Annotated in this window: 15 protein-coding genes; 14 read left to right on the forward strand and 1 reads right to left on the reverse strand. The window is 33.3% G+C overall.

Features of this window, described 5'->3' with window-relative positions:
• Positions 1 to 77: 77 nt before the first annotated feature.
• The 7 genes from CLU82_RS11390 to CLU82_RS11420 all read left to right on the forward strand — a co-directional run bounded on the left by CLU82_RS11390 (position 78) and on the right by CLU82_RS11420 (position 10,363).
• A complete protein-coding gene (locus CLU82_RS11390; protein ID WP_100843212.1) occupies positions 78 to 740 on the forward strand; it encodes a hypothetical protein in 663 nt (220 codons plus the stop codon).
• Between the two features lie 147 nt (positions 741 to 887).
• Positions 888 to 3,146 carry a glycoside hydrolase family 3 N-terminal domain-containing protein gene (locus tag CLU82_RS11395; protein WP_100843213.1) on the forward strand — a complete coding sequence of 753 codons (2,259 nt, stop codon included), beginning with the start codon at positions 888 to 890 and terminating at the stop codon, positions 3,144 to 3,146.
• A gap of 145 nt (positions 3,147 to 3,291) precedes the next feature.
• Positions 3,292 to 6,357 (forward strand): T9SS type B sorting domain-containing protein, encoded by a 3,066-nt coding sequence (locus CLU82_RS11400; protein WP_157813348.1) that lies wholly within the window; start codon positions 3,292 to 3,294, stop codon positions 6,355 to 6,357.
• Positions 6,358 to 6,426: 69 nt separating this feature from the next.
• Positions 6,427 to 7,839, forward strand: coding sequence for a pyridoxal-dependent decarboxylase (locus tag CLU82_RS11405; protein ID WP_100843215.1), 1,413 nt, complete (start codon positions 6,427 to 6,429; stop codon positions 7,837 to 7,839).
• Between the two features lie 37 nt (positions 7,840 to 7,876).
• Positions 7,877 to 8,362: a nuclear transport factor 2 family protein gene (locus CLU82_RS11410; RefSeq protein WP_100843216.1), complete on the forward strand. Its 486-nt coding sequence runs from the start codon at positions 7,877 to 7,879 to the stop codon at positions 8,360 to 8,362.
• A gap of 568 nt (positions 8,363 to 8,930) precedes the next feature.
• The gene (locus tag CLU82_RS20725) at positions 8,931 to 9,515 is read left to right on the forward strand and encodes an AraC family transcriptional regulator (protein WP_157813349.1); all 585 of its coding nucleotides are present in this window, start codon (positions 8,931 to 8,933) and stop codon (positions 9,513 to 9,515) included.
• 83 nt (positions 9,516 to 9,598) lie between these two features.
• On the forward strand, positions 9,599 to 10,363 hold the full coding sequence (locus CLU82_RS11420) for a hypothetical protein (protein ID WP_100843218.1): 765 nt from the start codon (positions 9,599 to 9,601) through the stop codon (positions 10,361 to 10,363).
• A gap of 61 nt (positions 10,364 to 10,424) precedes the next feature.
• Here CLU82_RS11420 and gldA read toward each other — a convergent pair whose 3' ends face one another.
• Positions 10,425 to 11,321 carry a gliding motility-associated ABC transporter ATP-binding subunit GldA gene (gene gldA / locus CLU82_RS11425; protein WP_100843219.1) on the reverse strand — a complete coding sequence of 299 codons (897 nt, stop codon included), beginning with the start codon at positions 11,319 to 11,321 and terminating at the stop codon, positions 10,425 to 10,427.
• A 182-nt stretch (positions 11,322 to 11,503) separates the two neighbouring features.
• On the opposite strand from gldA, the gene CLU82_RS11430 reads away from it, so the two are divergent.
• The 7 genes from CLU82_RS11430 (at position 11,504) to CLU82_RS11460 (ending at position 19,270) form a co-directional block, all read left to right on the forward strand.
• A complete protein-coding gene (locus tag CLU82_RS11430) occupies positions 11,504 to 12,100 on the forward strand; it encodes an outer membrane beta-barrel protein (RefSeq protein ID WP_100843220.1) in 597 nt (198 codons plus the stop codon).
• Between the two features lie 106 nt (positions 12,101 to 12,206).
• Entirely contained in the window at positions 12,207 to 13,445 is a 1,239-nt protein-coding gene (locus tag CLU82_RS11435) for a dicarboxylate/amino acid:cation symporter (RefSeq protein ID WP_100843221.1), read from the forward strand.
• A gap of 585 nt (positions 13,446 to 14,030) precedes the next feature.
• Positions 14,031 to 14,858 carry a prephenate dehydratase gene (locus tag CLU82_RS11440; RefSeq protein WP_100843222.1) on the forward strand — a complete coding sequence of 276 codons (828 nt, stop codon included), beginning with the start codon at positions 14,031 to 14,033 and terminating at the stop codon, positions 14,856 to 14,858.
• A gap of 78 nt (positions 14,859 to 14,936) precedes the next feature.
• Positions 14,937 to 16,082, forward strand: coding sequence for a pyridoxal phosphate-dependent aminotransferase (locus tag CLU82_RS11445; protein WP_100843223.1), 1,146 nt, complete (start codon positions 14,937 to 14,939; stop codon positions 16,080 to 16,082).
• A gap of 254 nt (positions 16,083 to 16,336) precedes the next feature.
• Entirely contained in the window at positions 16,337 to 17,194 is an 858-nt protein-coding gene (locus CLU82_RS11450) for a prephenate dehydrogenase (RefSeq protein WP_100843224.1), read from the forward strand.
• A gap of 56 nt (positions 17,195 to 17,250) precedes the next feature.
• Complete coding sequence (locus tag CLU82_RS11455; RefSeq protein WP_100843225.1) at positions 17,251 to 18,330, forward strand: bifunctional 3-deoxy-7-phosphoheptulonate synthase/chorismate mutase type II; 1,080 nt, start codon at positions 17,251 to 17,253, stop codon at positions 18,328 to 18,330.
• Positions 18,331 to 18,445: 115 nt separating this feature from the next.
• Positions 18,446 to 19,270 (forward strand): hypothetical protein, encoded by an 825-nt coding sequence (locus CLU82_RS11460; RefSeq protein ID WP_100843226.1) that lies wholly within the window; start codon positions 18,446 to 18,448, stop codon positions 19,268 to 19,270.
• The last annotated feature ends 26 nt before the right edge of the window (positions 19,271 to 19,296 follow it).

The raw sequence follows: 19,296 nt of genomic DNA on the forward strand, positions 1-19,296 counted from the left end.
TTATGAAAGTATATTGTTATTTTGGGAGGTAGGGATTAAAATGTTTATATTTGATTTCAATATCATAGTTTAGCCCAATGAAATCTATTTATTATACTTTTTTAGTTGCAGCAATTACGATTACTTCGTGTAAAAATAATGAAGAGAAGGTATCAAAAGCTGATCCTAGAACAATTATACCTTTTACACAGCAAGGAGCTACAACGTTGCAAGCGCAAACTACTCAACAACCCGCGCCAGAAAAACATAATTTATTTCACGAAAATAATGTTGTAGGCACACCATCAGTGGCAGCAGGTGTAAATCCCGCACACGGACAACCCAGTCATAGATGTGATATTCCAGTTGGAGCACCTCTGAATTCTCCAGTTAATGGAGCAAATACAACACAGCAAACCAATCAGGTTCAGATGCAGCCACAAGTGCAAACTGTAACGCAATCTGTAGCAGCAAAGACAGTAACTCCAAAAGGGATGAATCCTCCACATGGACAGCCAAATCATCGTTGTGATATTCCAGTTGGAGCACCATTAAATTCAAAACCTACAGCTACTACGGCTACAACTTCTACTGTATCTTCCGGTCAAATAAGCGAAAAAATTACGGTACCACCTGCAGTTCCAGCATTATTATCCCCAAGTTCTGCAAACACTGAAACTCCAGAAGGAATGAATCCACCACACGGACAGGCAGGACATCGCTGTGATGTTGCTGTTGGAGCACCTTTGCCAAAAAGTTAGTTTTTAGGAATATGATTTAGTAGAAAAATAATTACATTTACAAATCATCTTTTATTTTTTAGAATTAAAAGACAATATTTTAAGAAGCCATTAATTTGGCTTTTTTTGTTGGACAATAATATATGTAAATTAAAATATCTTCTATTAATGAAAACGCTAACAGCAAAACAAATTTTCTATTCACTGATTTCTTTTTGGATATTTTCAAATTCTTATTGTCAAGACTCAAATAAGTTAATTGAGAAAAAAATAGATAAAATTATAAAAGGAATGAGTATTGATCAAAAAATTGGTCAAACTTGTCTAAAAGGAACTTCAAGCCGAAGCAAAGGATTGTCCGAAGAGCTTAAAAATGAAGTTAGAAAGGGGTTGGTAGGTTCTGTTTTAAATCTTACTGAACCTAGTCTTGTCCTTGAATTACAGAAAATTGCTGTTGAAGAAAGTCCAAATCATATTCCATTATTGTTTGGAAGAGATGTCATTCACGGATATAAAACAATTTTTCCAATTCCTTTAGGATTAGCTGCTTCTTGGGACATGGAATTAGTTGAAAAAACATCTAAAATTGCTGCAAATGAATCTTATTCAAGATGTATTAATTGGACATTTGCTCCAATGGTAGATATTGCAAGAGATGCCCGTTGGGGAAGAATAGCAGAATCTCCAGGTGAAGATCCTCTATTGGCATCCAGATTAGGAGTGGCTTATGTAAAAGGATTTCAAGGTGTGGATCCTTCCGTTCCTGGTCAGATTTTAGCATGTGTAAAACACTTTGCAGCGTATGGAGCTGCAGAAGGCGGAAGAGATTACAACACAGTAAGCATGTCTGAGTCATTACTTCGAAATGTATACCTAAAGCCTTTCGAAGCAGCAGCAAAATCGGGAGCTGCAAGTTTTATGACTTCTTTTAATGATCTTAATGGAGTTCCTGCTTCTGGAAATACTTTTTTGCTGAAAAATATTCTAAGAGATGAATGGAAATATGATGGATTTGTGGTTAGTGACTGGAATTCTGTTACAGAAATGATTCCACACGGATATGCATCAGATGAAAAAGATGCTGCATTTAAATCTGCTTCAGCAGGACTTGATATGGAAATGACCAGTTTGTCTTATGCCATTCATTTAAAAAACCTCATTGCAGAGAATAAAATTTCTGAAAAACAATTGAATGAAATGGTTCGTAATATTCTTCGAATAAAATTTAGATCTGGAGTTTTTGAAAATCCGTACTTTAAAAACCGAGAAAAGTTTTCATTGTTAAATGCTGATGCCCTCAAAACAGCGAAAGATGCTGCTAGTAAAAGCTGTGTTTTATTAAAAAATGAAAATCAAATTCTTCCATTAAAATCAAATCAAAAAATAGCTGTAATAGGTCCATTGGCTGATGCTTCAAGAGAACAACTAGGAACTTGGATTTTTGACGGCAAAAAAGAAGATTCTCAAACTCCTTTGAAAGCCCTACAAAGTAGTTTTGGTGGCAATAATGTATTTTATGCTCCTGGACTTTCACACAGTCGATCACAATCTGAGGAAGGGTTTGCGGCTGCAATAAAGGAAGCTGAGAAATCAGATGTAATTTTATTCTTTGCAGGAGAAGAAGCCATTCTTTCTGGCGAAGCGCATTCACGAGCCAATATTAATTTGCCAGGTTTACAGGAAAAATTAATAGCGGAATTACAAAAAACAGGCAAGCCAATTATATTAATTGTAATGGCAGGAAGACCAATAGCTTTGGGTGCTGTTTTGCCAAAAGTAAATGCCTTGATTATGGCTTGGCATCCAGGAACGATGGCTGGTCCAGCAATTTCTGATGTGCTTCAGGGAATAGTAAATCCTTCGGGGAAATTGCCTGTGACTTGGCCAAAAGAAGTAGGCCAGATTCCTATTTATTATAATCATCCTAATACGGGAAGACCAGCGGATCCAAAAACTTTTGTAGCGATTCAGGACATTCCTGTTGAAGCATGGCAAAGTTCTTTGGGAAATAATTCTCACTATCTTGATGCGGGTTATGAGCCTCAGTTTCCTTTTGGATATGGATTGAGTTATACGAGTTTCTTATACGATAATTTAAAAATCGAAAAAAATAAACTTAAAAATAGTGAGAAGCTAACAGTTTCGGCAACTATTACAAACACAGGAAACATCACAGGAATTGAAACTGTACAACTGTATGTTCGCGATATTACTGGAAGTATTGTAAGACCAGTTAGAGAACTTAAAGATTTTTTACAAATCGAATTAAAACCAAAAGAATCGAAAACGGTACAATTCTCAATTCCTGTTTCGGAATTAGCTTTTTATAATGATAAAATGGAATTAAAAGTAGAGCTGGGTGACTTCAAATTTTGGATTGCCTCTAATGCTGAAAATGGTTTAGAAGGGGATTTTAAGGTTGAATAAAAAGTTATTTAAAATAATATTTTTCATAAATGATTATTTAATAGATAAGGAGTTAATTTTCATCGATTAATAATACTGACTGGTATAAGATTTTTGAAAATCAGTTTGTTATAGGGTAGTTTTACTTAAATAAAACAACTCTATTTTGAATATTAAATACCTTATTACACTACTGATTAGTTTTTTTTTATTTCCACAATTGCATGCCCAGTTATGTACAGGCAGTTTGGGTGATCCTGTTGTTAAATTAGATTTTGGTTCAGGAACATCGACACATGGTACAGCTTTAGGAACTGGAATTACGAGTTATAGTTGGACAACGGCTGATTTTCCGAGTGATGGTTCTTATACAGTTGAAAAAACCACAAATACAGCTGGAACTTGGTGGACAACTACAGATCATACTGGGGGCGGATATATGATGGTAGTGAATGCAAGTTTCTCTACCTCCGATTATTTTTATAAAAATACGGTTTCAGGTTTGTGTGCTGGTACAACCTATGAATTTGCCGCTTGGATTATGAATCTTTTAAGGAGTCAAGACAATAGCCCACCCAATATTACTTTTACAATTGAAGATACTAGCGGAACTATTTTAGGAACTTACAACACGGGTAATATCGGTTTGTCAAGCAGTGCCCTATGGAAGCAATATGGATTCTTTTTTACTACTCCGTCAGGGGTTTCAACGGTTGTAATTCGAATGCGAAATAATAAAGCGGGAGCAGCGCCAGGGAATGACATCGCTCTTGATGATATTACCTTTCGAGCTTGTGGACCAACAGTTACTTCAGAAATTGTAAATGAGTCAGTAACTAATCTGGAAGTATGTGAAAATGAATCCAAATCAATTACACTTAGCGGAACTGTTTCATCTTCGGCTTATACAACGGTAGGCTATCAATGGCAGAATAGTAAAGATGGGGGATTAACTTGGACAGATATTTCAGGAGAAAACAAAGCAGTTTATACTTTTGTCTCAGGTGCTTTGGGAACTTATAAATACCGATTGGCTACAGCTGATAGTTCAAATATTAGTTCGAGTAATTGTCGTGTTTTTTCTAATGAAATTACTATCAATGTAAAATCAGGACCTATATCACCAACAGTAGAAACAACACAACCCAATTGTGATGTACCTTCTGGAACCATTACAGTAACTACACCTACCGGACTTTTATATAGTGTAGATGGAGTTAATTATCAATCATCTATGGTTTTTTCGGGCTTGGCTGGTGGCGATTACAAAGTAACTTCCAAAAGTGCGAGTTGTGTTTCAGCTCCTGTTGATGCTCATATTAATTTGACTGCGTTTTCAACTGCAACACCAACTTTTGATATTATCCAACCCGTAATTTGTAATAATCCATATGGAACGATTACTGTTACCAGTCTAGATGCCGAATATAGTTTTGATAATGGTTTAACTTGGCAAACAAGTAACACTAAAACTGGATTTACTCCTGGAGATTATTGGATTAAAACCCGTAACAGTACTTTATGTGAAACCACTCAGATTACTGCAACAATTAGTATTCCGCCAGGATATCCGCCAACACCAACGGTAACAACTATACAACCAGATTGTAGTATGTCGACTGGAACTATAACAATTTCAGATAGTGCTGCTTCTTATAGTTTTGATGGAGGTCAAAATTGGACAACAAGTAACACTAAAACAAATCTGGTTCCAGATATTTATCAAGTTTTGATAAAAAATGTAATTGGCTGTGTTTCGCTAGTCGCAAATGCAACCGAAATCAAAGCTTTTGTTAATACTGAACCGCTTCCTGTTGCAAATATACCACAGCTTTTTTGTGTTCAGCAAAACTCGGCTATTAACGATATTGCGATAATTGGTACAAATGTAAAATGGTACGATGCCGCTTCCAATGGAAACTTACTGCCAACTACTACGTTATTACAATCTAAAACCTATTATGCGTCTCAAACTTTAACGACATGTGAAAGTTTGCGAACTCCAATAGTTATAAATATTCAAGATACTCAAGCTCCAACTGGTGATTCTGTACAAAATTTTTGTACTACTCAAAAAGCAACCCTTGCGAGTTTGGCAGTTACAGGAACGTCTATTATTTGGTATGATAATGCAATAGGCGGAACTGTTTTGCCAAGTGCAACACCTCTTATAAATGGAGTAACCTACTATGCAGTTCAAACGGTAAATGGATGTGAAAGTGTGAATAGATTGGCTGTTTTGGTAACAATTGTTACTCCAAGTCTAGTTGTAAATGATATTAAAGATTTTATTTGTGATAATGCAAGCGACGGTTCAGAATTAGTAGATTTAACGAGTTATAATTCAAAAATTGTTACTTGTGGTTCTTGTAGTTTTACCTATTTTACATCATTGTCGGGTGTAGAAAATAAAACGGCAACGGATCAAATTTCCACACCAACTAGTTATAATTTGGTATTAGGGTCTTCAATAATTTATGTCAGAATTGATTCGAATGATAAATGTTATCAAACAGGACAATTGACTTTGATACTTGTGAGCGAACCTGTTCTTTCTATTCCAAACAGTATTTCTCTTTGCGAAAATAAGGATGTTACTATAAGTGCAGACTCTGGTTTTGATAGTTATTTATGGTCTACTTTAGAAACTACACCTTTAATAACCGTTTCAAATGTTGGAGATTACTCAGTGACAGTAACACAAAATCATGGAAATTCTGTTTGTTCAACAACCAAGAATTTTTCAATAGTATTGTCAAATGTGGCTGTGATTTCGACCGAAACCCAAGATTGGATGGATACAGAAAATGTAATTGAAGTACATGTTTCTAGTTCAAGTATCGGAAATTACGAATATTCATTAGACGGAATTTCGTATCAAGACAGTAATACTTTTTCAGGATTATTAAGTGGAGATTATACGGTTTATGTTCGTGATAAAAATGGCTGTGGAATTGCTATTGACGAAGTTTATCTTTTGAATTATCCAAAGTTTTTTACTCCCAATGGAGATGGATATAATGATACATGGGCAGTTCGTTTTTCAGAATTAGAACCTAAGCTTATGGTTAAAATATTTGACCGATATGGGAAATTCATTAAAGAACTAAATGCTACTTCAGTTTGGGATGGTACTTATAATGGACATGAATTGCCTTCGACTGATTATTGGTTTGTGGTTACGCGAGCCAATGGCAAAATATATAAAGGACACTTTGCAATGAAAAGATAATTTTATATTGTAAGTTAAGTTGGGGTAATTTTGTATATTCGGTATCCGAATTTTTTAATAAAATATGAAATGAATCCAACACTTCAACAAGATTTACGAGACATTAATAATATCCTTGAGCAGGTAAAACAACATGGAATTGATTTTTTGAATACTATTGATTCTCTTCCAACTTCAACTCGAAACACTATAGATACAACTGGGATTTTAAATGATTCTGGATTAGGGGCATTGCCCACTTTGGAAATGTTTAATCAGCGTTTGGCACCTTTAATGGTTTCTCAAGGCGGACCTAGATATTGGGGTTTTGTGACTGGTGGAGCTACACCAGCTTCGATTGTTGGAGATTGGCTTACTACTATTTACGACCCAAATGCACAAGCGACAAATGCCCAAGGCGGCGTTTCAGCTTTGATAGAAATTGAAACCATAAACCTATTGTTGCAATTATTGGCTTTGCCAAAATCATTTTTAGGAGGATTTGTAACTGGTGCAACTCTATCAAATTTTACTTGTTTGGCGGTTGCTCGACAATGGTTAGGAAAACAATTGGGTTTAGATTTTGCGAAAAATGGAATTAAAGCTCCTATTCATATCTTGACTGCTACGCCACATTCTTCCTCAATAAAATGTTTGGCGATGTTAGGAATTGGAAGTCAAAATTTTACTAAAATAAAAACAATCGAAGGCAATCGAGAAGCCATTGATATAGATGATTTAGAACAGAATATATCAAAATTAAACGGTCAACCTTTTATTTTAATATCAAGTGCAGGAACTGTGAATACAGCCGATTTTGATGATTTTAATGCGATTGCAAAACTCAAAGAAAAATACAATTTTTGGTGGCATATTGATGCTGCTTTTGGTGGTTTTGCAGTTTGTTCGCCAAAGTACCACCATTTGCTAAATGGTTGGGAAAAAGCAGACAGTATTACTATTGATTGTCATAAATGGCTTAATGTTCCTTACGAAAGTGCTTTTTATTTGATAAAAGATGAACATAAAAAATGTCAGGTTGAAACATTTCAAAATTCGAATGCACCGTATTTGGGAGATCCATTAGAAAATTTTAGCTACTTGAATTTTTTACCTGAGAATTCCCGACGACTAAAAGCTTTACCTGTTTGGTTTTCGCTTTTGGCATATGGAAAACAAGGTTTTCAGGATATTGTAGAAAATAGTGTTGCAAGAGCCTTGCAGTTCGATGAGTTTATTGCCCAAAGTGAAAATTTTGAATTGTTGGCTCCAACTCGTCTAAACAATGTTTGCTTTACTTTGGCAGGAGAACATAATCAGGAAAAAGCAATTTTATTTTTGACGAAACTTAATGATAAAGGCAAAGTGTTTATGACTCCTACTATTTATCAAAACAAAAAAGGAATCCGAGCTTCGTTTGTAAATTGGAGAACAACTGAATTGGATGTACAAATTGCAATTGATTCTTTAAAGGAAACAATTTTGGAGTTAGGAATACAATAATTTCAAATCACTTAACTTTTAAACTAAAATTAGCAATATGAAGAAAATATGGAGTTTTGCACTGACGTTATTTTTGTTTAATCTGGCATTTTCCCAAACAAAATCTAATGGATTAAATGTGCTGGAGAAAGAAAATATAGCAGTAGTTGCTAAATATTATGAATGTCTTTTTAAAACCAGAGACTTCAAAACAATGGTAACACTTATCGCTGACAAAGCTGTTTATAATCAGGCCGAAGGTTTAGCGTATGGAGGTGTGTATATAGGTTTTGGCGAGTGGATTACAATGTTTACAAAAGCAGGAACCTACTATGATTTAGTCATAGAAAAAGAACCGACTTATTTTACTAATGATTCAAAAGATGAGGTTATTATACTGTTCACAATCAAATGCAAATCTAAAAAATCAGGTGAAATAATAAGCATGCCTATTTCGGAGCATTTCGAATTACAATCGGGAAAAATTACTGCAATTAGACCTTTTTACTTTGACACAAAAGCTTTTGCCAACTTTTTAAATTAAGAAAAAGAATAGCAAATATTTTAATATGATAAATTCTCCAATCATAATGGGTATTACATCTGGCGCTACATTTTTGTTGGGCTTTTTACTTCTTGCTCATTCACGAAAAGTAAATGTAATGGCTAATATATTCCTTGGATTATTTGTTATTACACTCGGATTAGCTATTGTTGAAATACCGTTATTTTATCAAAAGATATCTTTAACTCATCCTAATCTTTTCGAGATGATAGGTTTGATACGATTCCTAACGGCTCCATTTCTTTATATCAGCATTTTATATTTTACATCATTCTCTAAAAAATTTGAAAAGAAAAATTTATGGCATTTTTTACCCTTTCTAATTTTTTTAATTTTCAGATTTCCTTTTTTTATAACTGGAAAAAATTTTGAGTTTAGTTATGAAGTAGGCAGGGTCGTGTTTTTTGTTTTTCAAATAGTATTACCATTGCAAACTATAATCTATTGGTGTTTATCATTTAGAAGATTGCAAAATCATTTAAAAAACGTACATAAGTTTTCATCATCAATTAAAAAAATTGATCTTTCTTGGTTAAAATATTTTCTATTGGTTCTGTTATTTATTGTAACGGGATGGCTTAATCTTATCTTTTTAAGTTTAAACAGTTTAATTGAATTTACACCTTTCATATATCTGTTAAGTGTTTTTTTTCTGGCCTATTTTTCTTTGCAGCAAAAAGAAATTTTTGATTTCAGCAAAACCGAATTAAATGATTTATCAGCTATTAAAGAATATAAAAAAGAAAACCCAAAAAGAGTTTCTGAAACTCGGATGCTTGAATTGAATGATAAATTGCAAATACTTATAAATTCCGAAAAACTGTATTTGGATAATGATTTGAGTTTGCCAAAATTGGCCAAAAAAATGTATGCAAACTGCAATGAAACTTCTTTTGTTATTAATGAATTGTATGGCGATAATTTTTATAATTTTATAAATAAGTATCGCATTGAGGAAGCTAAAAATTTGTTATTATCTGAAAAATACAATCAATTAAATATTTTGGGAATTGCTTATGAATCTGGATTTAATTCCAAAACTACTTTTAATACGACTTTTAAAAAGCTCACTGGTTTCTCTCCAACTGAATTTGTAAAATCAAATACGAGTATTGTAGAAAAAGAATTTTAATTACGTTCGAATGCATACATCGGAACGCTTAGTGTTTGAATACTATTCATATTTGTCGAATATTAATTCAAAACACAAATAAGATGTTAGAACAATCAAATTCAGAGATTTCAAATTCAATTGGAAAAAAAGTCTGTACCTGTTTAATTTTTGGACTTGAGCTTTCCGCTTTATTACTTACACTTGGTAATGGAGGAAATATTCCTTGGTTGCCTCCAATATTAGTTTTTTCTTTGGTTGGTATTTCGTTATTAATTTCCTTGTTGTTTCCGTTTTTATGGCAGTATTTGGAGCGAAAACAAAAAATCGATTCGGTAAAAGCCTATGGTTCCTTTTATAGTTCGATTCGTTATTGTATTGCTTTTAATATAGTTAGTTTTGGTTGGAAAAAGTTTTACGGACTTCAGTTTATTGTGCCAACAGCCATTTCGAATATGTCAATGAACCAACAAACAGGCGAATGGTTAACTTGGTTTTATTTTGGACATTCACCTGCTTTCGGAATTATAATAGCACTCATGCAAATTATAGGAGGTTATTTGTTATTGTACCGCAGAACATTACTAATCGGAGCTATAATTTTGTTTTCTTTGCTTCTCAATTTGACTTTGATTAATATTTTTTATCAGATGAATGCAGGTGCTTTGACGCAATCTGTTCTGCTGACAATTGGAGTTTTATTTTTAATACTATTAGATTATAAAAAACTGGTTGATTTCTTTCTAAAAACCAAATCTAATTTACCATCATTAAATGTTAATAATTTTTTTCTGAAAAGTGTCGTACGTCTTTCAGTTATAGTCTTGTCGTTACTGTATACAATATATTTAAAGTCATTAATGAAGTAATAAAAAAGCTCGTTTAAAAATGTTTTTAAACGAGCTTTTTTATTTGAAATCTAAAAAATAATTACTTAGTTATTTCTCTAAAAACCGCTTCCAAATTTTTATTCTTTTGGTTCAGTTGTAAAGTTTTCAAACCATTATCATAAGCAAAATCAAAAACGGTAGAACGCATATCTTTGTCGGAAACAAAAGTCAGTTCCCAAGAAAATCCTTGAGTATTTGTGAACGATTTCAAATGTGGAATTTCAGCAACAAGATCTTCTTGTACTTTTTTATCAAATTCTACTTCGATTACTTGTTCTTTATCAGCAGAGATTAAGTTGTCTAATTTTTTATCGGCGACGATTTGTCCTTTGTCAATAATAATCACACGATCACAAATCGCTTCTACTTCCTGCATAATGTGTGTAGATAGAAAAACCGTTTTGTCTTTTCCAACATTTTTAATCACATTTCTGATTTCGACTAACTGATTTGGATCTAGACCTGTAGTTGGTTCGTCCAAAATTAAAACATCAGGATTGTGCAATAAAGCGTTGGCAAGCCCAACCCGTTGACGATATCCTTTAGACAATTGACTTATTTTTTTATGACTTTCGCTTTGCAAACCCGTAAGCTGAATTACCTCTTCAATTCTAGATTTAGCCACCTTATAGACATCGGCATTAAAAGCTAAATATTCTCTAACATACAGATCTAAATACAACGGATTGTGTTCTGGTAAATACCCAATAGAAAGCTGAACTGATTTTTCCTGACTGTTTACATCAAATTCATTTACGAGTGCAACACCACTATCAGCATTTAGATACGTGGTTAAAATTTTCATCAAAGTCGATTTTCCAGCACCATTTGGGCCTAGAAAACCAACAATTTCTCCTTTTTTGACAGAAAAAGAAATATTGTCTAATGCTTTTTGAGCACCATAACTTTTCGAAACGTTTTTTACTTCTATTGACATACCATATTATTTGTTGCAAAAGTAATTAGAAAATAGATAGTTCCCCGTTTAACTTCTAAAATTTATATTTTAATTGACAATAAAAGTGATTAGATTAAACTAAATAAAATTCTGTGGTAATTATTTGTAGTGGCATAGTTCTTGTTAAAGGATTATTAATTTTTAACAAAATAAAATAAATTATGAAAAGAATTTTCGTTGTTCTTGCTTTAGCTATAGTAAGCTTTGCAAATGCCCAAAAGGGAACTGTTTTATTAATGGGGACTGTGAGTTATTCATCTCAAAAACAAAAATCTGGTAATCCAGAAACTAGATTTACTCAATCCGAATTTAGTTTTTATCCAAAAGTTGGGTATCAGTTTGCTAATAACTGGACAATAGGAGGTGAGGCTGGAATTTCGTCTGGAAGAAATGAATATACAAATCAAGAAAGTAAAAGAAATAATTGTTCTTTTGGAGCTTTTGTTCGTTATTCAAAGTCCTTGAGCGATTTGTTTTTAATTTATGCAGATCTAGGGACAGGTTATCGCACATATAAAGACACAAGTTCAAATGACTTTAGTGATCCAACGAATTATACTTATAAAACAAATGGTTTTTATGCAACAATTATGCCCGTTCTAGCAATAAATATAAAAAATGGATTTGCTTTAAATTTTGGTTTTGGAGGTTTGAATTATTCAACAACAAATAGGACCAATAGTAATGGATATAAAGAAACAGGTTTTAACTTTAATTTTGGTCAATCGTTTACTGTAGGAATTTCAAAGATTTTTTAATTTCTATTTTCTCTAATTTTAAGGAAGCATTCATAACCTCATGAATGCTTTTTGTTTTTAAAAGAATTGTATTTAGATTCCTATATTTACAATAAACTAAGTAGATATGAAAAATCAATCAGGCAGTTTCTTGAAAAATTACAGTAGTATTTTATTACTCCTCGGAGGAATATTTGTTGGAAGTATTTTAGGTTTGGTTTTTGGAGATGGAGTAGAAGTGATAAAACCTTTAGGAGATATATTCCTGAATCTACTTTTTACAGCGATAATTCCACTAGTGTTTTTTACGATCGCCTCTTCAATTGCCAATTTGCAAAAAACAGAAAAACTCGGAAAACTTTTCATGATAGTTATAGGTGTCTTTTTATCAACCGTAATTATTTCGGCTATAGTAATGATTATTGGTGTTTTGATTTTTCCAATTCATCAAGACATTGTGCTTTCCAAAACGGTTATAGAGAAAATACAGGAAGCTAGCACAGGATCTCAAATTACACAATTACTTACAGTAAATGATTTCTACGAGATTTTGTCTCGAAAAAATATGCTGGCACTCATCCTATTTTCCTTTTTAATAGGTTTTTCTACCTTACGTGCAGGTGAAAAAGGAAAAGATTTTGCTAAGTTTCTTGATTCGGGTAACGAAGTAATGAAACAATTGCTGCATCTTATTATGAAAACCGCTCCAATTGGTCTTGGCGCTTATTTTGCTTATCAAGTAGGGATTTTTGGGCCACAATTATTTGGAGCGTATGCTAAACCATTGGCGCTTTATTATGCCGTTTGTTCCTTTTACTTTATTGTGTTTTTTAGTTTGTATGCTTTTTTCGCAGGAGGAAGTATTGGACTAAAAGTATTCTGGAAAAATAACATCACTCCTGCATTGACAGCTGTTGGGACTTGCAGCAGTATTGCAACCATTCCTGCAAATCTCGAAGGAGCAGAGCAAATGAATATTCCAAGTCACATTAGGAATCTGGTAATTCCGCTTGGGGCACCCTTGCACAAAGACGGTTCTAGCATGTCGTCGATAGTGAAAATCGCAGTTCTTTTTGCCTTGTTTGGAAAGGATTTTACCGATCCTTATACTTTATTGGTTGCCATCGGAATTACAATAATTGTCTCAGTTGTCGAAGGAGGGATCCCAAACGGCGGTTATATAGGAGAGATTTTAGCCATCACAGTTTATGGATTCCCAATGGAACAAGCTTTGCCAGCTGCAATGATTATAGGAACCTTGGTTGATCCAATCGCTACATTATTGAATGCGAATGGTGACTTGGTTTGTACCATGGTAGTTACCAGAATCTCCGAAGGAAAGAAGTGGATTTCCTCAAAAAACTAAATGATTATTTGTTTTTTCAGTTTGAAAAAGTTCGTTTGGGCGTGCCCCAATTGAGAAAAGGGGCTTACTTATAGTGCCGCTTAATCAGCCCCTTTTCTCAATTGGGTCGGGCTATCCGCACTGCTTTGGCAGTTTGCTTCTATCCCTCACGCGGCCATAACAACTTTAGAGTATTATAGAAAAAGTCATTTTTCATCTATATTTTAGGGTAAAAGCTTTAAAAGCATGCTCTTTTTAAGATAATAGACATTCAGTAATGGTATTTTTATTTTGAAATCAATAATTTTAACTACTCAAAAAGCTTCTTTTTTATGAAATAGTAATTTTAAAAGTAGTTTAACAAAGAAATCTTTTTTTGTTATACAAAATATTATTTTTATTTTGGGCGAGTCAAAATAAGTTATACATTTGCATCAAATAATTGAAACACAAACAATACAATGTCTAGTAACCGTTTTTATTTTAGCAACTCTTTTTATTTCTTCTTTAGGAAGTAAGGGATTGTGCTATGGTTATTTGAAAATACAAGAAACAAATAAAACTAATATACAATCCTGATGAAAATCAGGATTTTTTTTTGACCCAATGAGAACGAAAATTGCAATACAAGGAATTAAAGGATCTTTCCACCATCAAGTGGCTCAAGATTATTTTTATCAAAATATAGAAGTTGATGAATGTATGTCTTTTGAGGAGTTGGTAACTAGTTTGCTTTCTGGAAAAACGGATCAGGCGGTAATGGCAATAGAGAATTCAATCGCTGGTCCAATAATTCCAAATTACGCATTAATTGATAAAAATAATTTGCATATCATCGGGGAACATTATTTAAGTATTCATCAAAATTTAATGGCTCTAAAAGGTCAAAAAATGGAAGATATTCAGGAAGTTCATTCTCATCCAATGGCGTTGTTGCAATGTATGGAGTTTTTAAAAAAATATCCAAACATAAAATTGGTTGAAGATAAAGATACTGCTGAAACCGCTAGAAGAATACAAGAAAAACAGCTAAAAGGAATTGCAGCTATCGCTAGTAAAACAGCTTCTGAAATGTATGACTTGGAAATTCTGGCTCCAGAAATCCAAACGATAAAAAACAATATGACTCGTTTTGTAATTATTAATAGAGAGAATCATTTTGTGCCGGAAAGCGAAATAAACAGGGCTTCAATAAAATTTGAATTGGATCACAAACGAGGAAGTTTGGCTGCGGTTTTGAATGTAATGAGCGATTGCAAATTGAATTTGACTAAAATTCAGTCGTTGCCAAAAATTGAAACGCCTTGGAAATATTCATTTTTCGTGGATGTGACTTTTGAGAAATATGAAGATTTCGCCAAAGCAAAATCATTATTGGAAATTATGGCGGAGTATTTTAAAATATTGGGAGAATATAAAAATACCAAACCGTAATTAGTCTAAAAGTTTAAAGTCCAAAGTTATAAAGTCCAAAGCCGATAGCCGATAGCCGACAGCTCAAAAATAAAAATTATGATTACAACAGCAAAGCGTCTTGATATAATTGAAGAATATTACTTCTCATCCAAGCTGAGAGAAGTGAGACAATTAGCCTCAGAAGGAAAACCAATTATCAATATGGGAATTGGAAGTCCAGATTTAAAACCATCGCAAGCGGTAATGGATGCTGTGGTTGCAGCAATGCAAGACGAAAATGCGCATCAGTATCAAAGTTATCAGGGATTGCCGGAACTTAGAAAAGGAATGGCCGATTTTTATCAAAATAATTACGGAGTTGCTTTAGATCCTGCTGTTGAAATTTTACCATTGATTGGTTCGAAAGAAGGAATTATGCATATTTCTATGGCCTTCCTGAATGAAGGAGACCATGTTTTGATTCCGAATCCAGGTTATCCTACGTATACTTCTGTGACGAATCTTGTTGGAGCTTTACCGGTTTATTATGATTTGAAAGAAGCTAATAATTGGGAACCTGATTTTGAAGCTTTGGAAAAATTAGATTTATCGAAAGTGAAAATCATGTGGTTGGGATATCCGCACATGCCAACAGGAGCAAGAGGCAGTTTGGAATTGTTTGCAAAATTAATAGCATTTGCTAAAAAACACAATATATTATTAATCAATGACAATCCGTATAGTTTTGTTTTGAATGATAAGCCAATGAGTTTATTGCAGGTTGAAGGAGCAAAAGATGTTGCATTAGAATTGAATTCTTTGAGTAAAACTTTTAACATGGCAGGCTGGAGAGTCGGAATGGTGTTAGGAAGTGCAACACTTATAGATTCAGTGCTTAAAGTAAAAAGCAACATGGACAGCGGTATGTTTTATGGAATTCAGAAAGGAGCTGTTGAAGCTTTGAAAAGTGACAAATCCTGGTTTGATTCTATGAACGCTGTTTACAAAAAGCGTCGTGTGCTTACAGAACAATTGGCAGAAAAACTAGGCTGTAAAGTATATGCTGAAGGAGTTGGATTATTTGTTTGGGCAAAATTACCTGAGGGAATCACATCTGCAGAAGATTTTATAGATAAGATATTATATGAGAAATCTATTTTTATCACACCAGGAACTATTTTTGGAAGCAATGGAGAAGGATATATTCGATTTGCTCTGTGTGTGAAAGAAGAAAAAATTGAGGAGGCTATTAGTAGATTTTAGATTGCTGATTAACGATTTTTGATTTTTGCTACAGTTTGTCATTCCGACGGAGGAGGAATCTCCGCAACGTGATTAACCAACGAAGATTCCTCCTTCGTCGGAATGACAAAAAATGAACATAAAAATATAGAACGGAAAGTTCTTGAAAAAACGGGAAGTCCTAGCCCTGATAGAAGTGGAAATCCTTTTATCCTGATTTTTAAGGATAAAAGATTGGAACGGATAGCAGGATTAGCTTCAAATAAATTAAAAAAATGAATGTACACGTAATAGGGATAGGATTGATTGGGGGTTCGATGGTGCTAGACATCAAAGGACTATATCCTGAAGCGACTATTCACGGTATCGATACGAATGAAAAACACGTTCAAGAAGCAATTGCTTTGGGAGTGATTGATAAAGAAGCCAGTTTTGAAGATTTAGAAACTGCCGATTTTGTGATTGTTTCGGTTCCTGTTGATGTAGCAATGAAGGTTTTACCTAAAGTTTTGGATGCTATTGGAGAAAAAACTATTGTTTTTGATGTGGGTTCTACTAAAACACCAATCTGTGAAGTAGTGGCGAATCATCCGAAAAGAAGAAATTTTGTTGCAGCGCATCCTATTGCAGGAACTGAATTTTCGGGACCATCTGCTGCGATAAAAGGATTGTTTCAAGGGAAAACGAATATTATTTGTGAGGTCGAGAAAACGACTTTCAAGTTGCAGGAAAAAGCATTAGAGTTGTTCAAAGAAATGGGAATGAGAATTCGCTATATGGATCCAAAATCGCATGATAAACATATTGCTTACGTGTCGCATTTGTCACACATTAGTTCGTTTATGCTTGGGAAAACGGTGATAAATAAGGAAAAAGACGAGCAGGATATTTTTGACATGGCAGGTTCTGGATTTGAAAGTACCGTTCGTTTGGCTAAGAGTTCGCCAGCAATGTGGACGCCGATTTTTAAACAAAACAAAAAACAGGTTGTAAAAACCTTAGAAGAATATATAGCCAATTTATCAAATTTTAAAGAGCTTTTGGTAAATGATGATTATGAGGCTATTTATAATGAAATGCAAAGTGTAAATAAAATAAGAGAAATATTAAACGGAATGAATGCTAAGAAATAGCACATTACGTAGGAGAAAAAAAACTAAATTAAATTAAAAGAATAAAATTAGAAAAGATGGAAAACAAGAAAGAAATGAGAGATTGGTTGAACGAATTCAAATTGTCTCATCCATTCGTAATTGCAGGACCTTGTAGTGCTGAAACTGAAGAGCAAGTATTGAAAATTGCTCATGAATTGAAAGATTCAGATGTAAGTGTTTTTAGAGCTGGTATCTGGAAACCAAGAACTCGTCCAGGAGGATTTGAAGGTGTTGGAGAAATTGGATTAAAATGGTTGAAAAAAGCTAAAGCAGAAACTGGTTTGCTTATGGGAACTGAGGTAGCTACTGCTGCTCACTGTAAATTAGCTTTAGAAAATGATATTGATGTTTTATGGGTTGGTGCTCGTACAACTGCAAATCCTTTTGCAGTTCAAGAGATTGCTGATACATTGGCAGGAACTGATAAAATTGTTTTGATTAAAAACCCAGTAAATCCAGATATGGCTTTATGGTTAGGTGGTGTTGAGCGTTTATATGCTGCTGGAATCAAAAAATTAGGAGTTATCCACAGAGGTTTTTCTACTTACGAAAAAACGAAATACAGAAATATTCCAGAATGGCAGATTGCTATTGAATTGCAAAATAAATTCCCTGATTTGCCATTGATTATTGATCCATCTCACATTACTGGAAACCGTGATATGATTCTTGAAGTAACTCAAGAAGCTTTGGATTTGAATTATGATGGTATGATTATAGAAACTCATACTGATCCAGATAACGCTTGGTCTGATGCTGCACAGCAAGTAACTCCAGATGCTTTGAAACAAATTTTCAAAGATTTGAAAGTAAGAAAAGTGAGCGGAGATTCAGATTTTGATCAAAAAATGACAAAATTGAGAGCTAATATCGACGTTCTAGATGCTAATTTATTAGACCTTTTAGGAAAACGTATGAAAGTTGCTGACGAAATTGGTCAAGTGAAAAAAGATAATAACGTAGCAGTTTTACAAAACAATCGTTGGAATGAAATCCAAGCGAAAATGGTTGCTGAAGGTGGTAAAAAAGGATTGACTGAAGAATTTATCACTAAATTATTCAAAGAAATTCACCAAGAAAGTATTGGTCACCAAGAAAAAGTATTGAACTCTTAATTTTTTTAAAAATAAGTTTTAATATTGTTAAATAGAATAAACCTTCTGTGTCATGCAGAAGGTTTTTTTATTAATTGTAATATTGCAAAAACGATTAAATTAATTTTGAGAATCTATGAAAAAACTAATTTTGAGTATAGTAGTAATTTGTGTTACAACTTTATGTTTTGGTCAAACAGACACGATTTATTCTAATGGTGAAAAGATTGCATGTAGTGTCAAAGAAATTACACCTGATGCAGTAAAATATTCATATCCTGCAGAAGATTTAATTAACACTGCACATAAGAACACGATTCAGAAAATTGTGTTTAAAAATGGAAGAGTACAAATTTTTGCAGAATCAACTTCTTTTAAGAAAGTTATGGATGTGAATGATTTTGAAAATATTAAGATAACACAAGTAGAAGCAGATGTGAAAGGGTTATTTAAATTAGGAGATGTAAGCTCAAATGCTAAAGGAACTAGTCAACTTTCTAGTCAAGATAAAGTTAAGGAAAGAGCTTATAAGAATTTTAAAATAAAGGCTGCAATGCAATCTGCTAATATAATTTATTTGACAAAACAACGTAGTGATGGAAATAAATATGCAACCCAATATTCAAAGGCCTTACCAGCTGAGACAAGCTTGTTGGGGGTGTTATATGTAGATCAATTACCTGATTATGATTTGTTTAAAAAAAGTATTTCTGATAAAAAAACGTTTGTAGCTGTTCAAAAAATTGAATTATATAGCGGTTCATCAGATATGTCATTGTCGGATGTTCAAATACCATTTAAAATTATTGGAATGACCAATGAGAATGGGTTAATTATACTTGAAGCAGAATTAAAGAAAACGAAAACCACTAAATTCAGAGTCGTTTCATTTTCAGATAAGAGCTATAATGTCTTCTATGAAGATAAAAGCACTGCTTATAATCTTAAAATTGAATTGTAATTCTTAATTCGTGTTTTTAAAATAGA

Origin of the sequence: Flavobacterium sp. 5, assembly GCF_002813295.1 — a bacterium.
Classification (GTDB): Bacteria; Bacteroidota; Bacteroidia; order Flavobacteriales; family Flavobacteriaceae; genus Flavobacterium.

What these genes read in the sequence shown, in the direction of transcription:
- CLU82_RS11390 (WP_100843212.1), top strand. Translation starts at nt 78, where the DNA reads ATGAAATCTATTTATTATACTTTTTTAGTTGCAGCAATTACGATTACT.
- CLU82_RS11395 (WP_100843213.1), top strand. Translation starts at nt 888, where the DNA reads ATGAAAACGCTAACAGCAAAACAAATTTTCTATTCACTGATTTCTTTT.
- CLU82_RS11405 (WP_100843215.1), top strand. Translation starts at nt 6,427, where the DNA reads ATGAATCCAACACTTCAACAAGATTTACGAGACATTAATAATATCCTT.
- CLU82_RS11410 (WP_100843216.1), top strand. Translation starts at nt 7,877, where the DNA reads ATGAAGAAAATATGGAGTTTTGCACTGACGTTATTTTTGTTTAATCTG.
- CLU82_RS11420 (WP_100843218.1), top strand. Translation starts at nt 9,599, where the DNA reads ATGTTAGAACAATCAAATTCAGAGATTTCAAATTCAATTGGAAAAAAA.
- gldA (WP_100843219.1), bottom strand. Translation starts at nt 11,321, where the DNA reads ATGTCAATAGAAGTAAAAAACGTTTCGAAAAGTTATGGTGCTCAAAAA.
- CLU82_RS11430 (WP_100843220.1), top strand. Translation starts at nt 11,504, where the DNA reads ATGAAAAGAATTTTCGTTGTTCTTGCTTTAGCTATAGTAAGCTTTGCA.
- CLU82_RS11435 (WP_100843221.1), top strand. Translation starts at nt 12,207, where the DNA reads ATGAAAAATCAATCAGGCAGTTTCTTGAAAAATTACAGTAGTATTTTA.
- CLU82_RS11440 (WP_100843222.1), top strand. Translation starts at nt 14,031, where the DNA reads ATGAGAACGAAAATTGCAATACAAGGAATTAAAGGATCTTTCCACCAT.
- CLU82_RS11445 (WP_100843223.1), top strand. Translation starts at nt 14,937, where the DNA reads ATGATTACAACAGCAAAGCGTCTTGATATAATTGAAGAATATTACTTC.
- CLU82_RS11450 (WP_100843224.1), top strand. Translation starts at nt 16,337, where the DNA reads ATGAATGTACACGTAATAGGGATAGGATTGATTGGGGGTTCGATGGTG.
- CLU82_RS11455 (WP_100843225.1), top strand. Translation starts at nt 17,251, where the DNA reads ATGGAAAACAAGAAAGAAATGAGAGATTGGTTGAACGAATTCAAATTG.
- CLU82_RS11460 (WP_100843226.1), top strand. Translation starts at nt 18,446, where the DNA reads ATGAAAAAACTAATTTTGAGTATAGTAGTAATTTGTGTTACAACTTTA.